Source organism: Amycolatopsis sp. lyj-84 (assembly GCF_046549075.1).
GTDB lineage: Bacteria > Actinomycetota > Actinomycetes > Mycobacteriales > Pseudonocardiaceae > Amycolatopsis.
This window is the reverse complement of sequence record NZ_JAJPWO010000001.1, coordinates 693731-708807: the sequence shown is the minus strand read 5'-3', so window position 1 is coordinate 708807 and position 15077 is coordinate 693731. Positions and strand designations below refer to the sequence as shown.

Sequence of the window (15077 nt, the reverse complement as noted above, 5' to 3'; positions counted from 1 at the left end):
GGAAACCTCCGCCGGAGAGACTGCAAAAGCGTTTTTGCAGCCTCTCCGGGGAGAACCACGTGAAGGTCTTGGTGCTCGATTCGAGCCCGCGTCGTGAAGGCAATTCCTGGGCACTCGCCCAGGCGCTGGCCAAGGGGGCGGAAGAAGCCGGGCACACGGTCGGCTTCGCCCACCTCTCCGATTTCGTCGAGTCGCCGCTGGGGGACTGCCGCGCTTGCCGGCTGAGCGACCGGTCCTGCGGGATCGCCGACGGCTACGAGCGCCTGCTGTTCGACCACGTGCGCCCGGCGGACGCGATCGTGTACGCGACGCCGCTGCACTGGTACGGCATGACCGGGCGGCTCAAGTCCTTCTTCGACCGGCTTTTCTGTTACACGTCCGGCAGTTCGCCGCACACCGCCGAGGTCGTGCCGGGACTGATGGGTAAACGCGCCGCGGTGCTGATCTCCTGCGAGGAGAGCTACCGCGGCGCGACACTCGGCCTCGAAGCCCAGTTCCAGGAGCTCACCCGGTACCTGCGCCAGGACCTCGCCGGGATCGTGGTCGGCGTCGGCAACAGCCGGGGCGAGGTCGAGCGCGATCCCGCGCGGCCGCTGGAGGCGGCGGCCGACCTCGGACGTAGGCTGGGCGACGCCCACGTCACCGACTATCGGCTGGACACCGACCGGCCGAACCGCGTTTGGGGACCGCCCGTGGAGGCCTGAGTGTCGCCGACCATCCGTGACGTCGCCGCCGCGGCGGGGGTCTCGATCACCACCGTGTCCCACGTGCTCAGCGGGCAGGGCCGGATCTCCGAGGATACCCGGCGGCGCGTCGCGCGGGCGGCGGCGGAACTCGGCTACCAGGCCAGCGTCCACGCACAGCAGTTGGTCACCCGGCGCAGCCGGACCCTGGCGATCCAGCTCGCGAATTCGGTCGACGCGAGCAGTGCTTGCGCGCTCGTGCCGAACTCGGACTACTTTCTCGAAGTCCTCAACGGGGCGGCCGAAACCGCGTCGAAACGGTCGTACGCCCTGCTTCTCACGCCGCCGGACGCCGATCTCGACCGGCTGAACGCCTTCGCCGTCGACGGTGCCATCCTCGTCGACCCGCGCGGCGACGAGCCGTTCTTCGCCACGGGCTGGTGCCGCGACCGGCCGCTGGTCACCACCGGCCGCCCGCTGGCGGCGCCGTGCCCGGTACCGGTCGTCGTCGACAACGACCTGGTCGCGGCCGCCCGGCTGATGCTGGATCACCTGGCGGACAACGGTTACGAGCGACCGGCCATGATCACCACCGACACCAGCCGCTCCTACGCGGCCGACCTCGTCGCGGGATACACCGGCTGGGCGGAAGACCGGGGGCTGGAGCCGGTGGTGGCCGAGATCGACGAACCGCCGACCACCGAAGGCACGGCCGAGGCCTTGGGCAGGCTGCTCGACCGGCGTGTGTGCCCGGACGCCGTTTTCACGACGTCGGAGAACCTCGCCCTCGGCGTACTCCACGAGGCTCGTCGCCGTCAGCTCGCGGTCCCGGGTGAACTCGGGATCTGCAGCGCGGTGGACAGCGGTTCGCTGCGGCTCACTTCGCCGCAGGTGACCGGGATGTTCGTCCACCCGCGTGAGGTGGGCGGCCGCGCGGCGACGGCGTTGATGGACCTCATCGAGGGCGGCACACCGGAGGGTGGGCCGCGCCGGATCGAGGTGCCCGTGCGGCTGAACGCGCGGGAATCCACCAATCGCAAGTAGTCCTCTGGTTGCGATAAGTCCCGAGACCTTGGCTCAGGAACTCCGGCACACCGCGACCGGCGCGTCCCCGCCGTCGTCGCCGGTGGTCGAGATGAAGCCGAAGGTGGTCGTCCCGCCGGCGGGCAGGACCGCGTTCCAGTCGAGTTCGGACACGCGCACGCGGTCGCCCTCCTGGGCCAGGGAACCGTTCCACAGATTGGCGATGCGGGTCCCGGGCGGCAGAGTCCAGCTCACCTCCCAGCCGGTGAGCCGTGTGTCCTGGGAGTTCTGCACGGACACCCGGATCTCCGAGCCGCCGGGCCAGCGGTTGGTCACCTCGTAGCTCGCTTCGCACACCGGCTTCTCCGCCACCGTGCTCGCGGGTGGAGCGGCCGCCGCCGGAGCCTCGGGGGTGTCGCCGTCGAACAGGAGGATTCCCGCCAGGACACCACCCGCCACCACCACACCGCCCGCGATGGCGAACGGCAACCGTGAGCGGCGGGTGGGGGCGGGAAGCCGTTTCGTGCCGGACAGGATCGCCGGGCGGCCGTCGGCGACCGCGGTGAGCATCCGCTCGGCTTCGGCCATGTCCGGCCGCTCCGCGGGATCGCGCCGGAGCAGCCGCAGCAGGACGTCCGTGAGCGGGCCGGTGGTCCGCGGCGCGGTGATCTCGCCGCGGGCGACCCGTTTGAGGAGCGCGATCTGGTTGCCGTCGGTGCCGAACGGCGGCGCGCCTTCCAGCACGGTGTAGAGCGTGGCACCGAGGGAAAAGACGTCCGACGGGTAGCCGGGCTCCTCGCCGTCGGCGACCTCGGGGGAGAGGAACGCCGGAGTGCCGACGACGAGGCCGCCGCCGGTCATGGTCCCTTCGCCGGTGGCGTGGGACAGGCCGAAGTCGGCGATCTTCGCCCGGCCGTCCTCGGTGATCAGGACGTTGTTGGGCGTGACGTCCCGGTGCAGGATCCCGTCCGCGTGGGCCGCGGCCAGCGCCGAGGCGATCTGCGCGCCGAGTTCCGCCACCCGGCCCGCCGGGAGCGGACCGTCGTCCGCGAGGAGGTCCGTCAGCGGCCGGGACGGCAGGAACTCCATGACCAGGAACGGGGTTCCGTCCTGCTCGGCGACGTCGTACACGGTGACGGCGTGCGGATGCTTGAGCCTCGCGGCGACCCTGGCCTCCCGCATCGCGCGCACGATCGAGCGGAACGGGGCGTCGTCCGGTGAGTTGTCCGGCAGCAGTTGCTTGACCGCGACCGTGCGGCCGAGCCGTTCGTCCCGCGCCCGCCACACGACGCCCATCGCGCCCCGGCCGACCTTGCGCTCCAGCCGGTAGCGTCCGGCGACGAGCTCACCTTCTCGTGTCACGCCGCCCCCTTTGCGCCGAACACGGATCCGATGGCGGTCCGGTTCACGGGGACGACTTTATCGGCTAGGGCGTGGAGCCTCCTCGACCGGCGCACCGGCCGCCGTGAGCCAGGCTTCGGCGAGCAGCCGATGGCCGAGCGGGCTGGGGTGGACGCCGTCCGGGGCCAGCGTCGCGGCTCCGTGTTCTTCGGCCGCCCGCGGCATGAACAGATCCGCGCGGACCAGACGAGCACCGAACTCGGCCGCCACCTCCAGCGCGACCTCGATCCGGGGCGCCAGATCGGCCACCCAGTCGCGTTGCTCCGGTTCGACCGGCAGCAGGAACGGGGTGATCACGTACAACTCGGCCGGAAGGTGCTGTCGTGCGCCTGACAGCAGCCTGCGGTAGGCGCCCCGGAACTTCCCGATCGGGCTCGGCAGGTCGCGGTCGAAGGTCCGCCACGTGTCGTTGATGCCGATCTTCACGGTCAGCACCGTCGGGCGCAGCGCGAGGACGTCGGTGGTCCAGCGGGCTTCCAGATCGTAGATCCGGTTGCCGTTGAGTCCCTTGTTCAGCACTTCCGGGCCGTCGGGCAGGAGCTCGGCGATCTGCCGGACATACCCCTTGCCCAGCGACGCGGGATCGGCGCGGTCGCGGCTGGAGTCGGTGATCGAATCGCCCGCGAACAGCAGCCGATCGGCTTCGGTGAACCTCACGAGCCCGCCTCGATCAGCTTGCGCAGGGAGTCGGCCTCGCCGGGGATCAGGTCCGGATCGTTGTCCGGGACGAACTCCAGCAGCGCGTCGAGCGGCCGTCCCGTCTTCGCGAGCAGCCCGAACGCGCGCGTCCACAGCTCCGTCCTGGCGGTCAGCGGGTGCCGTTCGTTGCTGGGCCACCACGAGAACACGTGCACCGCGCGAACCCGGTCGAGGACCAGTTCCAGCCCCGCCAGCGCCTGCTCGTCCGGAAGATCCTGCGGCGGCTGCCAGTAGGTGCCGAGGTTGTCGCGGCCGACCTCCTCCAGCAGTTGGACCGTCGATTCGGCGGTGTCGGTCAGTGTGCCGCCGTGGAACTCCAGCGCGACTTCCAGGCCGTGTTCGTTCGCGACGTCGGCGGCCTCGCGGAGACCGGCGACGACCTGCTCACGTTCTTCGGGGTCGACGTCCGCGGAGCCCGCTTTGCCCGCCCATACCCGGATTCGCGAGGCGCCGAGCCGGGCCGCGGTGGCGGCGATGTCGCCGAACTTCCCGGCCTCCATCGGGGTGGCGCGGAAGTAGGATCCGTAGGAATCGCAGGCCAGCCCGTGCCGTGTCATGGCCTCGAACGCGCGGTCGGCCGCCCAGTCGTCGCCGGGGCGGACATGGACGTCGGCACCCCACTCGATCACCTGCAGCCCCGCCTCCTCGGCACGGCGGGCGACCTCGTCGGCGTCCAGCCGCCGCAGCGTCACCGAACACAGTCCCGGGCGGATCATTTTCCCTCCAACAGTCGAGTACTTTCCCGCAGCACGACCTCGCCGGTGATCGGCAGGACGCGAGGGTTGTCGGCGCGAGTGTCGAGGATGAAGTCGAGCGCCCGCTCGCCCATCCGCTCGATCGGGACGCGCACGGTGGACAGCGAAGGCCTGATGTCGCGCAAGGTGATGATGTCGTCGAATCCCGCGATCGCGACATGTGCGGGAACGAGCACGCCGTGGTCGCGACAGGCGGCCATCGCGCCGACGGCCATCACGTCGTTGACCGCGAAGACGCAGCCGCGGAAGTCGTTCTCGATCGCCCTCACCATCGCCGCGTAACCGCCGTCGCGAGTGAACTCCGCGCGCAGTACCTGGTTCTCGGGCAACGGGATGCCTTGCCGGGCGAGGCCGTCACGGAAGCCGAGGACCCGGTCTCGCGAGGTCATCAGGCCAGGTGGCCCGGCGAGGACGAGGAACTCGCGATGCCCGAGCGCGGCGAGCTGCCCGGCCAGGTCCGCCGCCCCGGCCCGGTTCTCCAGCATGACGGTGTCGAACGGCAGTTTCCGCTGGCCGATCACCACGACCTGCCCGTCCGCGGCCTCGAAAGCCTTGAGTTCCTTGGTCAGATTCCGTTGCAGGGCACTGTCCTCGTTGCGCGACCCGGCGAGGATGACCGCTCGCGCCCGTTGCCCGCGCAGCGTCGTGACGTACTCGAGCTCCTTCTCGGGGCGGTTTTCCGTGCTCGCGATGGTGACCGTCAGCCCGTGGCGGGCAGCCACGCGCATGACCCCGGACGCGATCGAGGAGAAGTACGGGTCGACGATGTCGTGCACCAGCAGCCCGACGACGTTGCCGCGCCCGCGGGCCATCGCCTGCGCGGGCACGTTCGCCGTGTACTGCAACCGTTCCGCGGCCCGCAGCACCGATTCCCGCAGGTCCCCGCTGACCTGTCTGGTCCCGCCGTTGAGCGCTCTCGACGCCGTCGCGAGCGACACTCCCGCCTCACGGGCGACGTCGGCAAGGGTGACCGAACCCGCGGCACGCTGCGGCATGGTTCCTCCTCGGGTGGTACGGGCTCACGCCGGCGAGGACGGCCGCCGGCGTGAGCCCGGGCTTGCTACGGAGCGGCGGGGCCGACGTCCGCGGTGGTGAGCGGCCGGTTGGCGATGGCCGCCGTCGAGTACTCGTCGGCACCGACGTCACGCTTGCTGCCGCGAGCCTGGCCGTCGATGTCCAAAGTGACCGGTGCCGTGGCGAGGGTCGCCGTGTCGATCGCGGGGCTGCCCGAGGCGAGCCGTGAGACGCCGTCCGTGCCCTGCACGAGCTTCGGGTCGATCCGGCGGAAGGTGCCCGCCGGGATGTTGCCGTCCCCGCCCGAACCCCACAGGATGTTGCCGGACCAGGTGAAGTTGCCCGTGGTGCTCATCGCGACCAGATCGCCGTTGCTGCCGACGAAGAGGTTGTCCGAGATCGTGCAGTCGCGCGGTTCGATCGTCCGTTTGGTCTCGCCGGAGAGCGTGCCGCTGTTGTTCAGCAGCGTGTTGTGCGCGATGAGCACGCGGTCCGCCGCGTCGTTGCCGCGCCGCGATTCCTTCGACTCACCCGGGAAGTGGTCCCGGACGGAGCCGCTGCCGACGACCAGCGCGCTGCTGGAGAGGCCCGCGATGTAGTTGTTGACGATCTTGTGATCGTTGCCGTAGATCCGGATGCCTTCCTTGCCGCCGAGGATGAAGTTGGATTCGACGACGGACTTGTTCCCGTGGCGCAGCACGATGCCGCCCAGGCTGTTCCGGATGGTGTTGTTGCGGATGAAGTTGCCCGACGACTTGACCGAGATCGCCTCCGGATCGCCGTTCGCGCGTTCGAAGAGGTTGAACTCGATCTTGGCGCCGGCGGTGCTCAGCGCACGCGGGCTGACACCGAGCCGGATCGGCTCGCCGCCGTTGTCGCCGGGGAAGGTGTGGTCGGAGAAGTAGTTCCGGAAGACCTCGACGCCCGACGCCATCTTGTCTTCGTCCGCGCCCTCGATGCAGAGCATGACGCCGAGCGTGGTCTTGTGGTGGAAGTGGTTGCGGTCGATCTTGCTCTTGTCGGCGCGCACCATCACCCAGTGCAGGCCTTCGATGTCGGCCAGCTGGAAGTCGTTGCGGGTCAGGCGGATCACCGAACAGTTCGGCGGGATCTCGATCGTGGTGCTCTGACGGAACTTGAACCCGCTGATCGTGACACCGGTGGAGTCGTCGAAGACGAAGCTCTGCTCGCCGTTCAGCGTCACGCCGCCGCGGGACTGCGCGACGATGGTGATCGGGTTGTCCTTCGTGCCACGCCTGCCCTTGATGCTGATCGGCTTGCCCGTGGGCACGGTGTACGTGCCGTTGTTCAGGGTGATGACGGCACCGGCGGCGGCCGAGTTGATGGCGTTCTGCAGTTCGGTCAGCGAGCTGACGTTCAGCGCGCACAGCCCCTGCGGTTTGGCCGACGCCGTTCCCGCGGTGACCCAGGGGACGGTGATCAGCGCGGCGCCGAGAGTGGCGCCGCTGAGGAACTTTCTGCGATCCATGATGCCTCCGTGCTCAATCGGTGGGGAGGGTGGCGGCGGCGGGGCTCTCTGTGTTCAGGAACAACTCGATCACCGGGACCGGGGTGTCCGGTTTCCGGATGGGGAGCTTGAGGGTGAGCGTGCCTTCCGGCTGCCCGCCCATCTGCGTGTTCTGCGCGGTCTGCCCCGGATCGGTGTGCACCTGCCGGATTTCCGAGGCGTCGTCGAGCAACTGGGCGTAGCGCACCCGACCGGCCATCCCCGGCAGGTGGACGTGGTTCATCGGCCAGCTGAAGAGGTGCAGGTACAGCCGGTCTCCGCGCTGGGTGTAGCGGCCGTCCGCGGGGGCGGTGAACCCGGAAGGACCGCAACCGCGGATGGAGCGTTCGTGCCGGTCCATCCAGCGGCCGAGTTCGGCGAGGGTGGCATAGGCCCGCGGGTCGATCTCGCCCCGGCCGTTCGGCCCGACGTTGAGCAGCAGGTTGCCGTCCTTGGACACGCCGTCGACGAGCATCCTGATGAGCAGCTCGGGGCTCTTGTAGTCGAGATTGTCGCGGTCGTAACCCCAGCTGCCGTTGAGGGTCTGGCACGCCTCCCACACCACCGGGACGCCGTCGCGGGTCATCGGCCCGGACGGCTGGTACTGCTCCGGGGTGATGAAGTCGCCGGGGATGCCGGTGCGGTCGTTGACCAGGATGCCGGGCTGCAGTTCGCGGACCAGGTCGAGCAGGCCGGGGGAGTCCCAGTCGTCCGGTCCCTTGCCGCCCCACCATTCCTTGCGGCCCTTGTACGAGAAGTCGAAGAACAGGTAGTCGATCGTGCCGAAGCGGGTGAGCAGTTCGCGGATCTGACCGTGCAGATAGAGCCGGTACTCGGCGATGCCGGCGTACTGGTGCGCGGCGATGTACTCCGCGTCGTCACGGCGGGGATGGGTGCCGTCGACGGGGAACGCGGGGTGGTGCCAGTCGATCAGCGAGTGGTAGAAGCCGACCTTGAGGCCTTCTTCGCGGCAGGCGTCGACGAACGGGCCGAGCAGATCCTTGCCGTAGGGCGTGTTCGTCACCTTGAAGTCGGTGAGATCGCTGTCCCACAGGCAGAAACCGTCGTGGTGCTTGGTGGTGAGCACGACGTAGGTCATGCCCGCGTCCTTCGCGGCCCGCGCCCAGGAGCGCGGGTCGTACTTGTCCGGCTCGAAGTGGTCGAAGTAGACGCGGTACTGCTCGTCGGTCAGCTTTTCGCGGTTCTGCACCCATTCGTGCCGGGCGGCCAGCGAATACAGTCCCCAGTGGACGAACATCCCGAACCGGTCGTGGGTGAACCAGGCGGTGGAACTCACTTCAGGATCTCTCCTCGAGAACGGTGGGTCAGCCCTTCAGTGCGCCCGAGGCGAGGCCGCGGACGAACGAACGCTGGAAGAACAGGAACGCGGCGACCGAGGGCAGCAGTGCCAGCAGCGACGCCGCCATGATCACGCCGGGCGTCACGTCCGCGTCGATGCGCAGGGTGCGCAGGGCCAGCGGCAGCGTGTAGGTCGAGGCGTCGGACGAGACCAGCATCGGCAGCAGGTACTGGTCCCAGATCATCGTGAAGCCGAAGACCCCGATCACGCCGAGCGCGGGCTTGCACATCGGCAGGATGATCTGCGCGAAGATCCGCAGGTCGCCGGCGCCGTCGATCCGCGCGGCCTCTTCGAGCTCGCGGGGGACGTCCTTCATGAACTCGGTCATCACCAGGATCGAGAAGGCCCACGCGCCGAGCGGCACGATCATCCCGGCGAGGCTGCCGATCAGGTTGATGTGCACCACCGGCAGATCCGACAGGATCAGCGACAGCGGGATCGCGAGGATCTCCTCCGGCAGCATCAGCGTCGCCAGGATCGCGACCAGCACGAACGTCATGAAGCGGAACTTCTTGCGTGCCAGCGCGTATCCGGCCAGCACCGAGATGACGACCTGCAGCAGCAGGCCGAAGCCGACCACCAGGAACGAGTTGAGCAGGTACAGCCCGACGCCGTGGTCGAACGCGATGCCGAAGTTGTCCAGGGTGGGGCTCGACGGGATGACGCTCAGCGCCGTCGGGTCGGACACGTCGCTGAACGCGCTGACCAGCAGCGCCAGCAGCGGGCCGGCGAACACCACCAGCAGCAGGGCGTACACGGCGTACTTCAGGATCCGTCCGCCCGGCGACTTGACGGCGTCGAGGCCGAGTGCCGAATCGTTGGCCGCGGTCATGCGTCTCGCCTCCGTCGGAGCACCTGGACGAACAGGGTCAGCACGAGCGTCGCGAGGAACAGCAGGACCGCTCCCGCCGCGCCGACGCCCAGCCGGTTCTGTTCCAGTCCGAGTTTGTAGATCAAGGTCATCGCCACCTCGGTCGAGCCGTTCGGCCCGCCGTTGGTCAGCAGGAACACCTCGGTGAACACCCGCAGGCCGCGGATCGCCGCGAGGACGAACAGGATCGAGAACACCGACCGCAGACCCGGCAGCGTCACGTGGAGGATCTTGCGCCAGCGGGAGGCACCGTCCACAGTGGCCGCTTCGTAGAGCCCCCGGTCGATCCCGGCCAGGCCCGCGAGGAAGATCATCATGTCGTACGGGGCGCCGCGCCAGATCCCGGTGATGATGACCGAGATCATCGAGGTGTCGGGATCGTTGATGAAGCCCGAGGGGCCCAGCCCAACCATGCCGAGGATGGAGTTGAGCATCCCGTCCTCGGTCGGGTGGTACATGATCCGCCAGAGTTCGGCGACCACCGCGATCGGCACGACCACCGGCAGGAACGCCGCCGACCGCAGGAACTTCAGCCGCTTGCTCTGGCCCTCCATCAGCAGGGCGAGCGCGAGGCCGATGACCATCGACCCCACGGTCTGCCCGACCGCGATCACGACGGTGTGCCAGATCGCGGAGTGGAACGCCTCGTCACCGAGGACGGTGCTGTAGTTCTCCCCGCCGACCCACTGGTTGCCCAGGTACGGCTGGACGTCCTGGAAGGACATCGTCACCGCGGTGATCATCGGGATGAACTTGAAGTACACGAACAGGATCAGGGCGGGGGCCAGGAAAAACCACGGCGTCCACCACTTCCCGTCGCGGTCGCTGCGCCTGCGGGCCTTCGGCGCGGGCGTCCGCTTCACGGCGGGACGGTCCGCGCCGACGGCCGCCGGCTTGGCGTGATCTACGGTCATGACGCGCTGATCCCCTGTTGCTGCAAGGTCGCGGTGAGCTTGGTGTCGAGTTTGGACAGTTCCGCCTTGGTGTCGAGCTTGCAGTCGGCGACGAGCGCGCTGACCGTGTCGGCGGTGTCCTGACGGACCGGCGTCCAGTTCGGGATGGACGGCGCGTAGTGGCCGGACTTGGCGTAGATGTCGGCGTAGGTCTTCCAGCGCGGGTCCGAGCGGACCTGGGTGATGTCGACGTTCTTGTTCACCGGGAGCTGCACGATGAAGGCCGATTCGCCCTCCATGCCGATCTTCTGGCCATCGGTCGAGATCGCGAAGTCACCGAAGGCGTCCTGCCCGGCCTGGTTCGGCGAGCCCGCCATCATGTAGATCGAGAGGCCCTCGGCGAGAACGTCGGCGTTCTTGGCGCCCGCCGGCATCGGGACGACCTCGTACTTGTCCTTGCCGAGCGACTTGTCGAACCGCGGCAGCAGATACGGGCCGACGACGTACATCCCGGCCTTGCCCGCTTCGAAGGTCTCGTTGGTCGCCGGGGTGGGCATGGTGACCGAACCGGGCTGGATCACGTTGTCCTTGCAGCCGAGGTCGCGGAACCACTGGACCGCGGCCACGGATTCGGGCGTGCTCATCGACGGCTTGTACTTGCCACCACCGGTTTCGGTGATGAAGTCGCCGCCGCCCGCCCACAGGAAGTTGGAGAAGTACCAGGAGGCGTAGCCCCGCTTGGTCGACAGCGTCGCGGTCAGCCCGGCGGTGTCGTTCTTGCCGTTGCCGTCGGGATCGCCGGTGGTGAAGGCCTTGGCGAGATCCGCCAGTTCGGCCCAGCTCTGCGGCACGGCCTTGCCGAGCTTCTCCCGCCAGTCCTTGCGGATCAGCAGCGCCGAAGCCTGTGCGCTGTAAGGCAGGCCGTACAGCTTGCCGTCCGGGGTCTGGTTGGACTTCAGCGCCTGCTCGGTGAGTTCCGAGGCGTGCTTGATCTTGCCCGGCTCGACCTCACGGACGAGGCCCTGGCTCTTGAGGGTGCCGACCTGCGTGACGTCGTTCATCACGATGTCCGGCAGGTCGCGCTGGGCGGCGCGCTGGGCCAGCTTCGTTTCGAAGTCATCGAAGATCGCGGTGACCTGCACCTTGAAACCGGTCGCCTTCTCGAAGGCTTCCGCGAGCCGCTTGGTGGCCTGCTCGCCGGCGCCGCCGGGGGTCGTCCGGGTCCACAGTTCCAAGGGTGCCTTGGTGTCCTGCGCGACGTTCGTTCCGGCGGGGCCTGCCGAGCAGCCCGAAAGGACCAGCGCTGAGACAGTGAGTCCCACGCCGATCCACCGCGATTTCCGCATCGCATCTCCTGTTCACTGTGGACCACGCTGTCTACTCCAGTGGGACGGTAAGCGCTTTCCCGGCGTCTGGTCAATGGTCCGATGATTACGAATTTCAATCGGCCGGGTTCGCCTCTGTGTGGCACTCGCCGCGCGTGGACCGGCTTAAGCATCCGATGTATGGTCGCCGACGGAGGTAGGGATGACCGAGCTGCAACACCGCCCGACGGCGCTTCTCGTGATGGAGGAACGCCGCCGCGACGACGTTTACCCCGAGGCGGTGCGCAAGGAGATCGGGACGCTGGTGGACCTGCGTGAGCCGCTCACCCGCGAGCGCCTGGCGGAGGATCCGGCGGCCATGGAAGGCGTCGAAATCCTGCTCTCGGGCTGGGGAGCGCCGGTGCTGGACTCGGTCCTGTTGGGACACGCGCCGGACCTGCGCGCCGTCCTCGTCGCCGCCGGCTCGGTCCGGCCGCTGACCACGCCCGAGTTCTGGGCTCGCGAGCTCCCGATCGTGTCCGCCGCGGCCGCGAACGCCGTCCCGGTCGCCGAGTTCACCCTGGCCCAGGTCCTCTTAGGACTCAAGCAGGTGCACCGGATCTCCCGCGAGATCCGGGAACGGAAGGCCTATCCGCCGGATCCGAGGGTCGCCGGGGCCTACCGCTCCCGGGTCGGCCTCCTCGGTCTCGGCGAGATCGGTGCTCTCGTCGCGTCCCATTTGCGGAGTTTCGACGTGGAAGTGCTCGCGAGCGACCCCGTCGTCGACGCCGCGGCCGCCGCCGAACTCGGCGTGCGGCTGGTGGAACTGGACGAGCTGTTCGCCACGAGCGCCGTGGTCAGCCTGCACGCGCCGCTGCTGCCGGAGACCGAGGGGCTGGTGAACGGGGAGCTGGTGGCCAGGATGGGCATCGGGGCGACCCTGATCAACACCGCCCGCGGCGCCGTGGTCGACGAGCCGTCGGTCGTCCCCGTGCTGGGCGAGCGGCCGGACCTCACGGCGATACTCGACGTCACCTGGCCCGAACCGCCCGCGCCGGACTCGCCCCTGTACACGCTGCCGAACGTCGTCCTCACCCCGCATCTGGCGGGCGCGCTGGGCGCGGAACGCGCGCGGATGGGCGAGCTCGTCGCGCGCGAGCTGCGGCGGTTCGTGCTCGGCCAGCCGCTTCAGCACTCGGTCGCGCCGGACCGGGCTCACCTGCGGGCCTAGTCTGGCGAAGTGACACTCGCCTTCCGGGCCACCGGTCCACGAACCGGTGTCCCCGTGGTCCTGCTGCACGCCTTGGGCAGCAAATCCGGCACTTGGGACGATTTCGCCTCGCGTCTGGGGCGCCGTGTCCTGGCCGTCGACCTGCCGGGACACGGCGACAGTCCGTGGGCGGAGAAGTACTCGCTCGAAGCCATGGCCGACGACGTGGCCGATCTCCTCGGGGACCAGGCGGACCTGGTGGGCCACTCGATGGGCGGGCGGGTCGCCGTACTGCTGGCCCAGCGCCTGCCCGGACGCGTGCGGCGGCTGGTCGTCGAGGACGCCCCGCCGCCTCCGGCCTCGGTGAAGGAACCGCTGCCTCCGACGCCGGAGCCGCCCGAGCCGCTGCCGTTCGACTGGCGGCTGATCGACCCGATCATGGCCGGACTCCGCACGCCCGACCCCGGCTGGTGGGAGCGCCTCGCCGCGATCACGGCGCCGACCCTGCTGGTCAGCGGCGGACCTTCCAGCCACGTCACGCGCGAGTCGCTGGAGCGGATGAACGGGCTGATCGCCGACTGCCGCCTGGTGACCATCGAGGACGCCGGGCATCGGGTACACGGTTCGAAGCCGGAGGAGTTCGCGGCGGTCGTGGGGGACTTCCTGGGGGCAGGCCGGTGACCGTGTTCGCGTGCGCGGGGTGCGCCGCCGAGCTGAGTGTCCCGGTCTCGCGGGTGGCGCTCCCGGTCCACGCCCACAACCGCTACGGGCACATGCTGCTTCCGCCGCTCATGCCGTCGGGAACCTACGCCGTCGATCCCGAGCCGTTCGGCGCGCCGAGGCGGCCGTGGAACGAGACCGAAGCCGAAGCCCGCGGGATCTTCGCCCCGAACGGCCTGCTTTCGGACGGGCCCGCCGGATCGATCGTGCTGGCGCCGGGCGACACCCGCGAAACCGAGCTGATCCCGGAGCGATGCGGTGGCTACTGCTACGGAGTGGACGGGCGGGACGGCCCCAACCTCGCCTGTGCCCGATGCGGTCTGGAGGTGGGGACCCGCATCGACGACTGCTCGTACTGGCAAGTGGTGCGCTTCGTCCCGGACGCCGTGAGGTTCGACCCTGCCGGAGAGCCTCCGGAAGCACTCGACTGGACGTTCGAGGGCGTGCCGCCGGTCGAGCCCGGCGGAGCGTGGAGCCCGTATTGGGAGGCGGCCGCGGGGGACGCGCTGGCGCATCTGCTCGCGGTATCGGGCGGCGGGGCGATCGGCGTCCGCGGTGGCCTCGTCGCCGCGATCTTCGAACCGGCGCTCGCCCTGCTCACGTCCGGCCCGGCGCGCCGGACGCTGACCCTCGCGGGACCGGGTCTGCCGGACGCCGAGGATGTCGCGCTCATACCGCGGCATCCGGTGACCGGGCGACCGTGGCCGCATTCCGGCGCCGCCGACGTGGTGCCGGTGGCGGCCGAAGTGTGGACGTGGCTCGTTTTCGGCCACGACCCGGTGACCGCTCCCGTCTCCGGGGCCATGCCGGACGGTGTCCTGCGGGACGATCCGCTGCCGAAGCACCCGCGTGGGTTCTTCATGCCTTCGACGGACGTCTTCCTGCACACCTTGGCGCGGCTTCCGGCCGTCCGGCAGCCTTGGCTGCGCGCGATCCACGACCGGGTGAGCGCCACTCCTTGGGGCTGGCCTCGCGGTTAGGCGTCGTATAACGCCCTATACCGCGAGGTTTTTGGCGGATCGGGGTGGCGTGTTGCCGCGAAACGGCGACGGTCACGTTCCTCGCGGCAGGTGCTCCCAATGTGGCATCGGGGACACTCAGCGTCTCCAATGCCACATTGGGGGCACCACTCGGGCAACGGCGCGTCGACGACCAGCGCGGGTGGCGGCTGCGAGGGCGAACTTCCCGAGAACGGGCATGAAATCACGCTAAGACGGCCAAGGTGAGCGCGGCGCCCGTCGGACGACGTCATCGGTGTACGTCACCGTGACACGTTCCGGTGATGTCCAGGTGAACCGGCGGGATCCGGGGAATACCAGAGACATCGAGCAGGGGGCGGAAGCAAGGGAGAGCACGATGAAGTCTCGTATCGCCGCCGTGGCGGCCACTGTCACGCTCTTGGTCTCCGCGGGTGCCATCGCCGCGTCGCCCGCCGTCGCGGATCCGGTGCCCGGCAGCCCGAACAAGTTCTATGCGTCGTGCGCCGTCGACCTCTTGGGTGTTCCGGTGGGCTGCCTGGAAACCGACGAAGTGCACGCGACACACATCTGCCAGTACGTGATGACGGGCTTCGGGCTGGGCCTCGACTGTATCCAGCGCTGAGCGGGAACCGGGTGGGCGTCCCTGCGACGCGCCCA

Annotated in this window: 15 protein-coding genes; 6 read left to right on the top strand and 9 right to left on the bottom strand. The window is 69.3% G+C overall.

Translation table 11 applies throughout. The annotated features are described in order from the left end of the window. The first annotated feature begins 59 nt into the window (after positions 1 to 59). Entirely contained in the window at positions 60 to 704 is a 645-nt protein-coding gene (locus tag ACLJRM_RS03570; protein ID WP_410662242.1) for a flavodoxin family protein, read from the top strand. Beyond that, positions 705 to 1727 carry a LacI family DNA-binding transcriptional regulator gene (locus tag ACLJRM_RS03565; protein WP_410662241.1) on the top strand — a complete coding sequence of 341 codons (1023 nt, stop codon included), beginning with the start codon at positions 705 to 707 and terminating at the stop codon, positions 1725 to 1727. Between the two features lie 33 nt (positions 1728 to 1760). On the opposite strand, the gene ACLJRM_RS03560 is transcribed toward ACLJRM_RS03565, so the two are convergent. The 9 genes from ACLJRM_RS03560 to ACLJRM_RS03520 form a co-directional block, all read right to left on the bottom strand. Further along, positions 1761 to 3068: a protein kinase domain-containing protein gene (locus tag ACLJRM_RS03560; protein ID WP_410662240.1), complete on the bottom strand. Its 1308-nt coding sequence runs from the start codon at positions 3066 to 3068 to the stop codon at positions 1761 to 1763. 57 nt (positions 3069 to 3125) lie between these two features. After that, a complete protein-coding gene (locus ACLJRM_RS03555) occupies positions 3126 to 3764 on the bottom strand; it encodes an SGNH/GDSL hydrolase family protein (RefSeq protein WP_410662239.1) in 639 nt (212 codons plus the stop codon). After that, positions 3761 to 4522, bottom strand: a complete 762-nt coding sequence (locus ACLJRM_RS03550) for a sugar phosphate isomerase/epimerase family protein (RefSeq protein ID WP_174720419.1) — start codon at positions 4520 to 4522, stop codon at positions 3761 to 3763. Before ACLJRM_RS03550 ends, ACLJRM_RS03555 begins: the two co-directional genes overlap by 4 nt. Continuing rightward, complete coding sequence (locus ACLJRM_RS03545; protein WP_410662238.1) at positions 4519 to 5556, bottom strand: LacI family DNA-binding transcriptional regulator; 1038 nt, start codon at positions 5554 to 5556, stop codon at positions 4519 to 4521. The genes ACLJRM_RS03550 and ACLJRM_RS03545 overlap by 4 nt, the downstream gene beginning before the upstream one ends. A 65-nt stretch (positions 5557 to 5621) precedes the next feature. After that, positions 5622 to 7064 (bottom strand): polysaccharide lyase 6 family protein, encoded by a 1443-nt coding sequence (locus tag ACLJRM_RS03540; protein ID WP_101608310.1) that lies wholly within the window; start codon positions 7062 to 7064, stop codon positions 5622 to 5624. A gap of 13 nt (positions 7065 to 7077) precedes the next feature. Continuing rightward, positions 7078 to 8379 carry an alpha-L-fucosidase gene (locus ACLJRM_RS03535; protein WP_410662237.1) on the bottom strand — a complete coding sequence of 434 codons (1302 nt, stop codon included), beginning with the start codon at positions 8377 to 8379 and terminating at the stop codon, positions 7078 to 7080. A gap of 28 nt (positions 8380 to 8407) precedes the next feature. Then, on the bottom strand, positions 8408 to 9274 hold the full coding sequence (locus ACLJRM_RS03530) for a carbohydrate ABC transporter permease (protein ID WP_410662236.1): 867 nt from the start codon (positions 9272 to 9274) through the stop codon (positions 8408 to 8410). Continuing rightward, on the bottom strand, positions 9271 to 10227 hold the full coding sequence (locus tag ACLJRM_RS03525; RefSeq protein WP_410662235.1) for a carbohydrate ABC transporter permease: 957 nt from the start codon (positions 10225 to 10227) through the stop codon (positions 9271 to 9273). Before ACLJRM_RS03525 ends, ACLJRM_RS03530 begins: the two co-directional genes overlap by 4 nt. Beyond that, positions 10224 to 11552, bottom strand: a complete 1329-nt coding sequence (locus ACLJRM_RS03520) for an ABC transporter substrate-binding protein (protein WP_101608306.1) — start codon at positions 11550 to 11552, stop codon at positions 10224 to 10226. Before ACLJRM_RS03520 ends, ACLJRM_RS03525 begins: the two co-directional genes overlap by 4 nt. Before the next feature lie 181 nt (positions 11553 to 11733). Between ACLJRM_RS03520 and ACLJRM_RS03515 the strand changes: the two genes are divergently transcribed. The 4 genes from ACLJRM_RS03515 to ACLJRM_RS03500 all read left to right on the top strand — a co-directional run bounded on the left by ACLJRM_RS03515 (position 11734) and on the right by ACLJRM_RS03500 (position 15042). Further along, entirely contained in the window at positions 11734 to 12741 is a 1008-nt protein-coding gene (locus ACLJRM_RS03515; RefSeq protein WP_410662234.1) for a hydroxyacid dehydrogenase, read from the top strand. A 9-nt stretch (positions 12742 to 12750) separates the two neighbouring features. Further along, positions 12751 to 13401, top strand: coding sequence for an alpha/beta fold hydrolase (locus ACLJRM_RS03510; RefSeq protein ID WP_410662233.1), 651 nt, complete (start codon positions 12751 to 12753; stop codon positions 13399 to 13401). After that, a complete protein-coding gene (locus ACLJRM_RS03505; RefSeq protein WP_410662232.1) occupies positions 13398 to 14420 on the top strand; it encodes a hypothetical protein in 1023 nt (340 codons plus the stop codon). Before ACLJRM_RS03510 ends, ACLJRM_RS03505 begins: the two co-directional genes overlap by 4 nt. Before the next feature lie 376 nt (positions 14421 to 14796). Beyond that, positions 14797 to 15042 carry a hypothetical protein gene (locus tag ACLJRM_RS03500; RefSeq protein WP_101608302.1) on the top strand — a complete coding sequence of 82 codons (246 nt, stop codon included), beginning with the start codon at positions 14797 to 14799 and terminating at the stop codon, positions 15040 to 15042. Positions 15043 to 15077 lie beyond the last annotated feature (35 nt).

Coding starts and splice junctions, on each gene's coding strand:
- ACLJRM_RS03550 (WP_174720419.1), bottom strand. CDS start 4,522: ATGATCCGCCCGGGACTGTGTTCGGTGACGCTGCGGCGGCTGGACGCC.
- ACLJRM_RS03545 (WP_410662238.1), bottom strand. CDS start 5,556: ATGCCGCAGCGTGCCGCGGGTTCGGTCACCCTTGCCGACGTCGCCCGT.
- ACLJRM_RS03540 (WP_101608310.1), bottom strand. CDS start 7,064: ATGGATCGCAGAAAGTTCCTCAGCGGCGCCACTCTCGGCGCCGCGCTG.
- ACLJRM_RS03530 (WP_410662236.1), bottom strand. CDS start 9,274: ATGACCGCGGCCAACGATTCGGCACTCGGCCTCGACGCCGTCAAGTCG.
- ACLJRM_RS03525 (WP_410662235.1), bottom strand. CDS start 10,227: ATGACCGTAGATCACGCCAAGCCGGCGGCCGTCGGCGCGGACCGTCCC.
- ACLJRM_RS03520 (WP_101608306.1), bottom strand. CDS start 11,552: ATGCGGAAATCGCGGTGGATCGGCGTGGGACTCACTGTCTCAGCGCTG.
- ACLJRM_RS03515 (WP_410662234.1), top strand. CDS start 11,734: ATGACCGAGCTGCAACACCGCCCGACGGCGCTTCTCGTGATGGAGGAA.
- ACLJRM_RS03500 (WP_101608302.1), top strand. CDS start 14,797: ATGAAGTCTCGTATCGCCGCCGTGGCGGCCACTGTCACGCTCTTGGTC.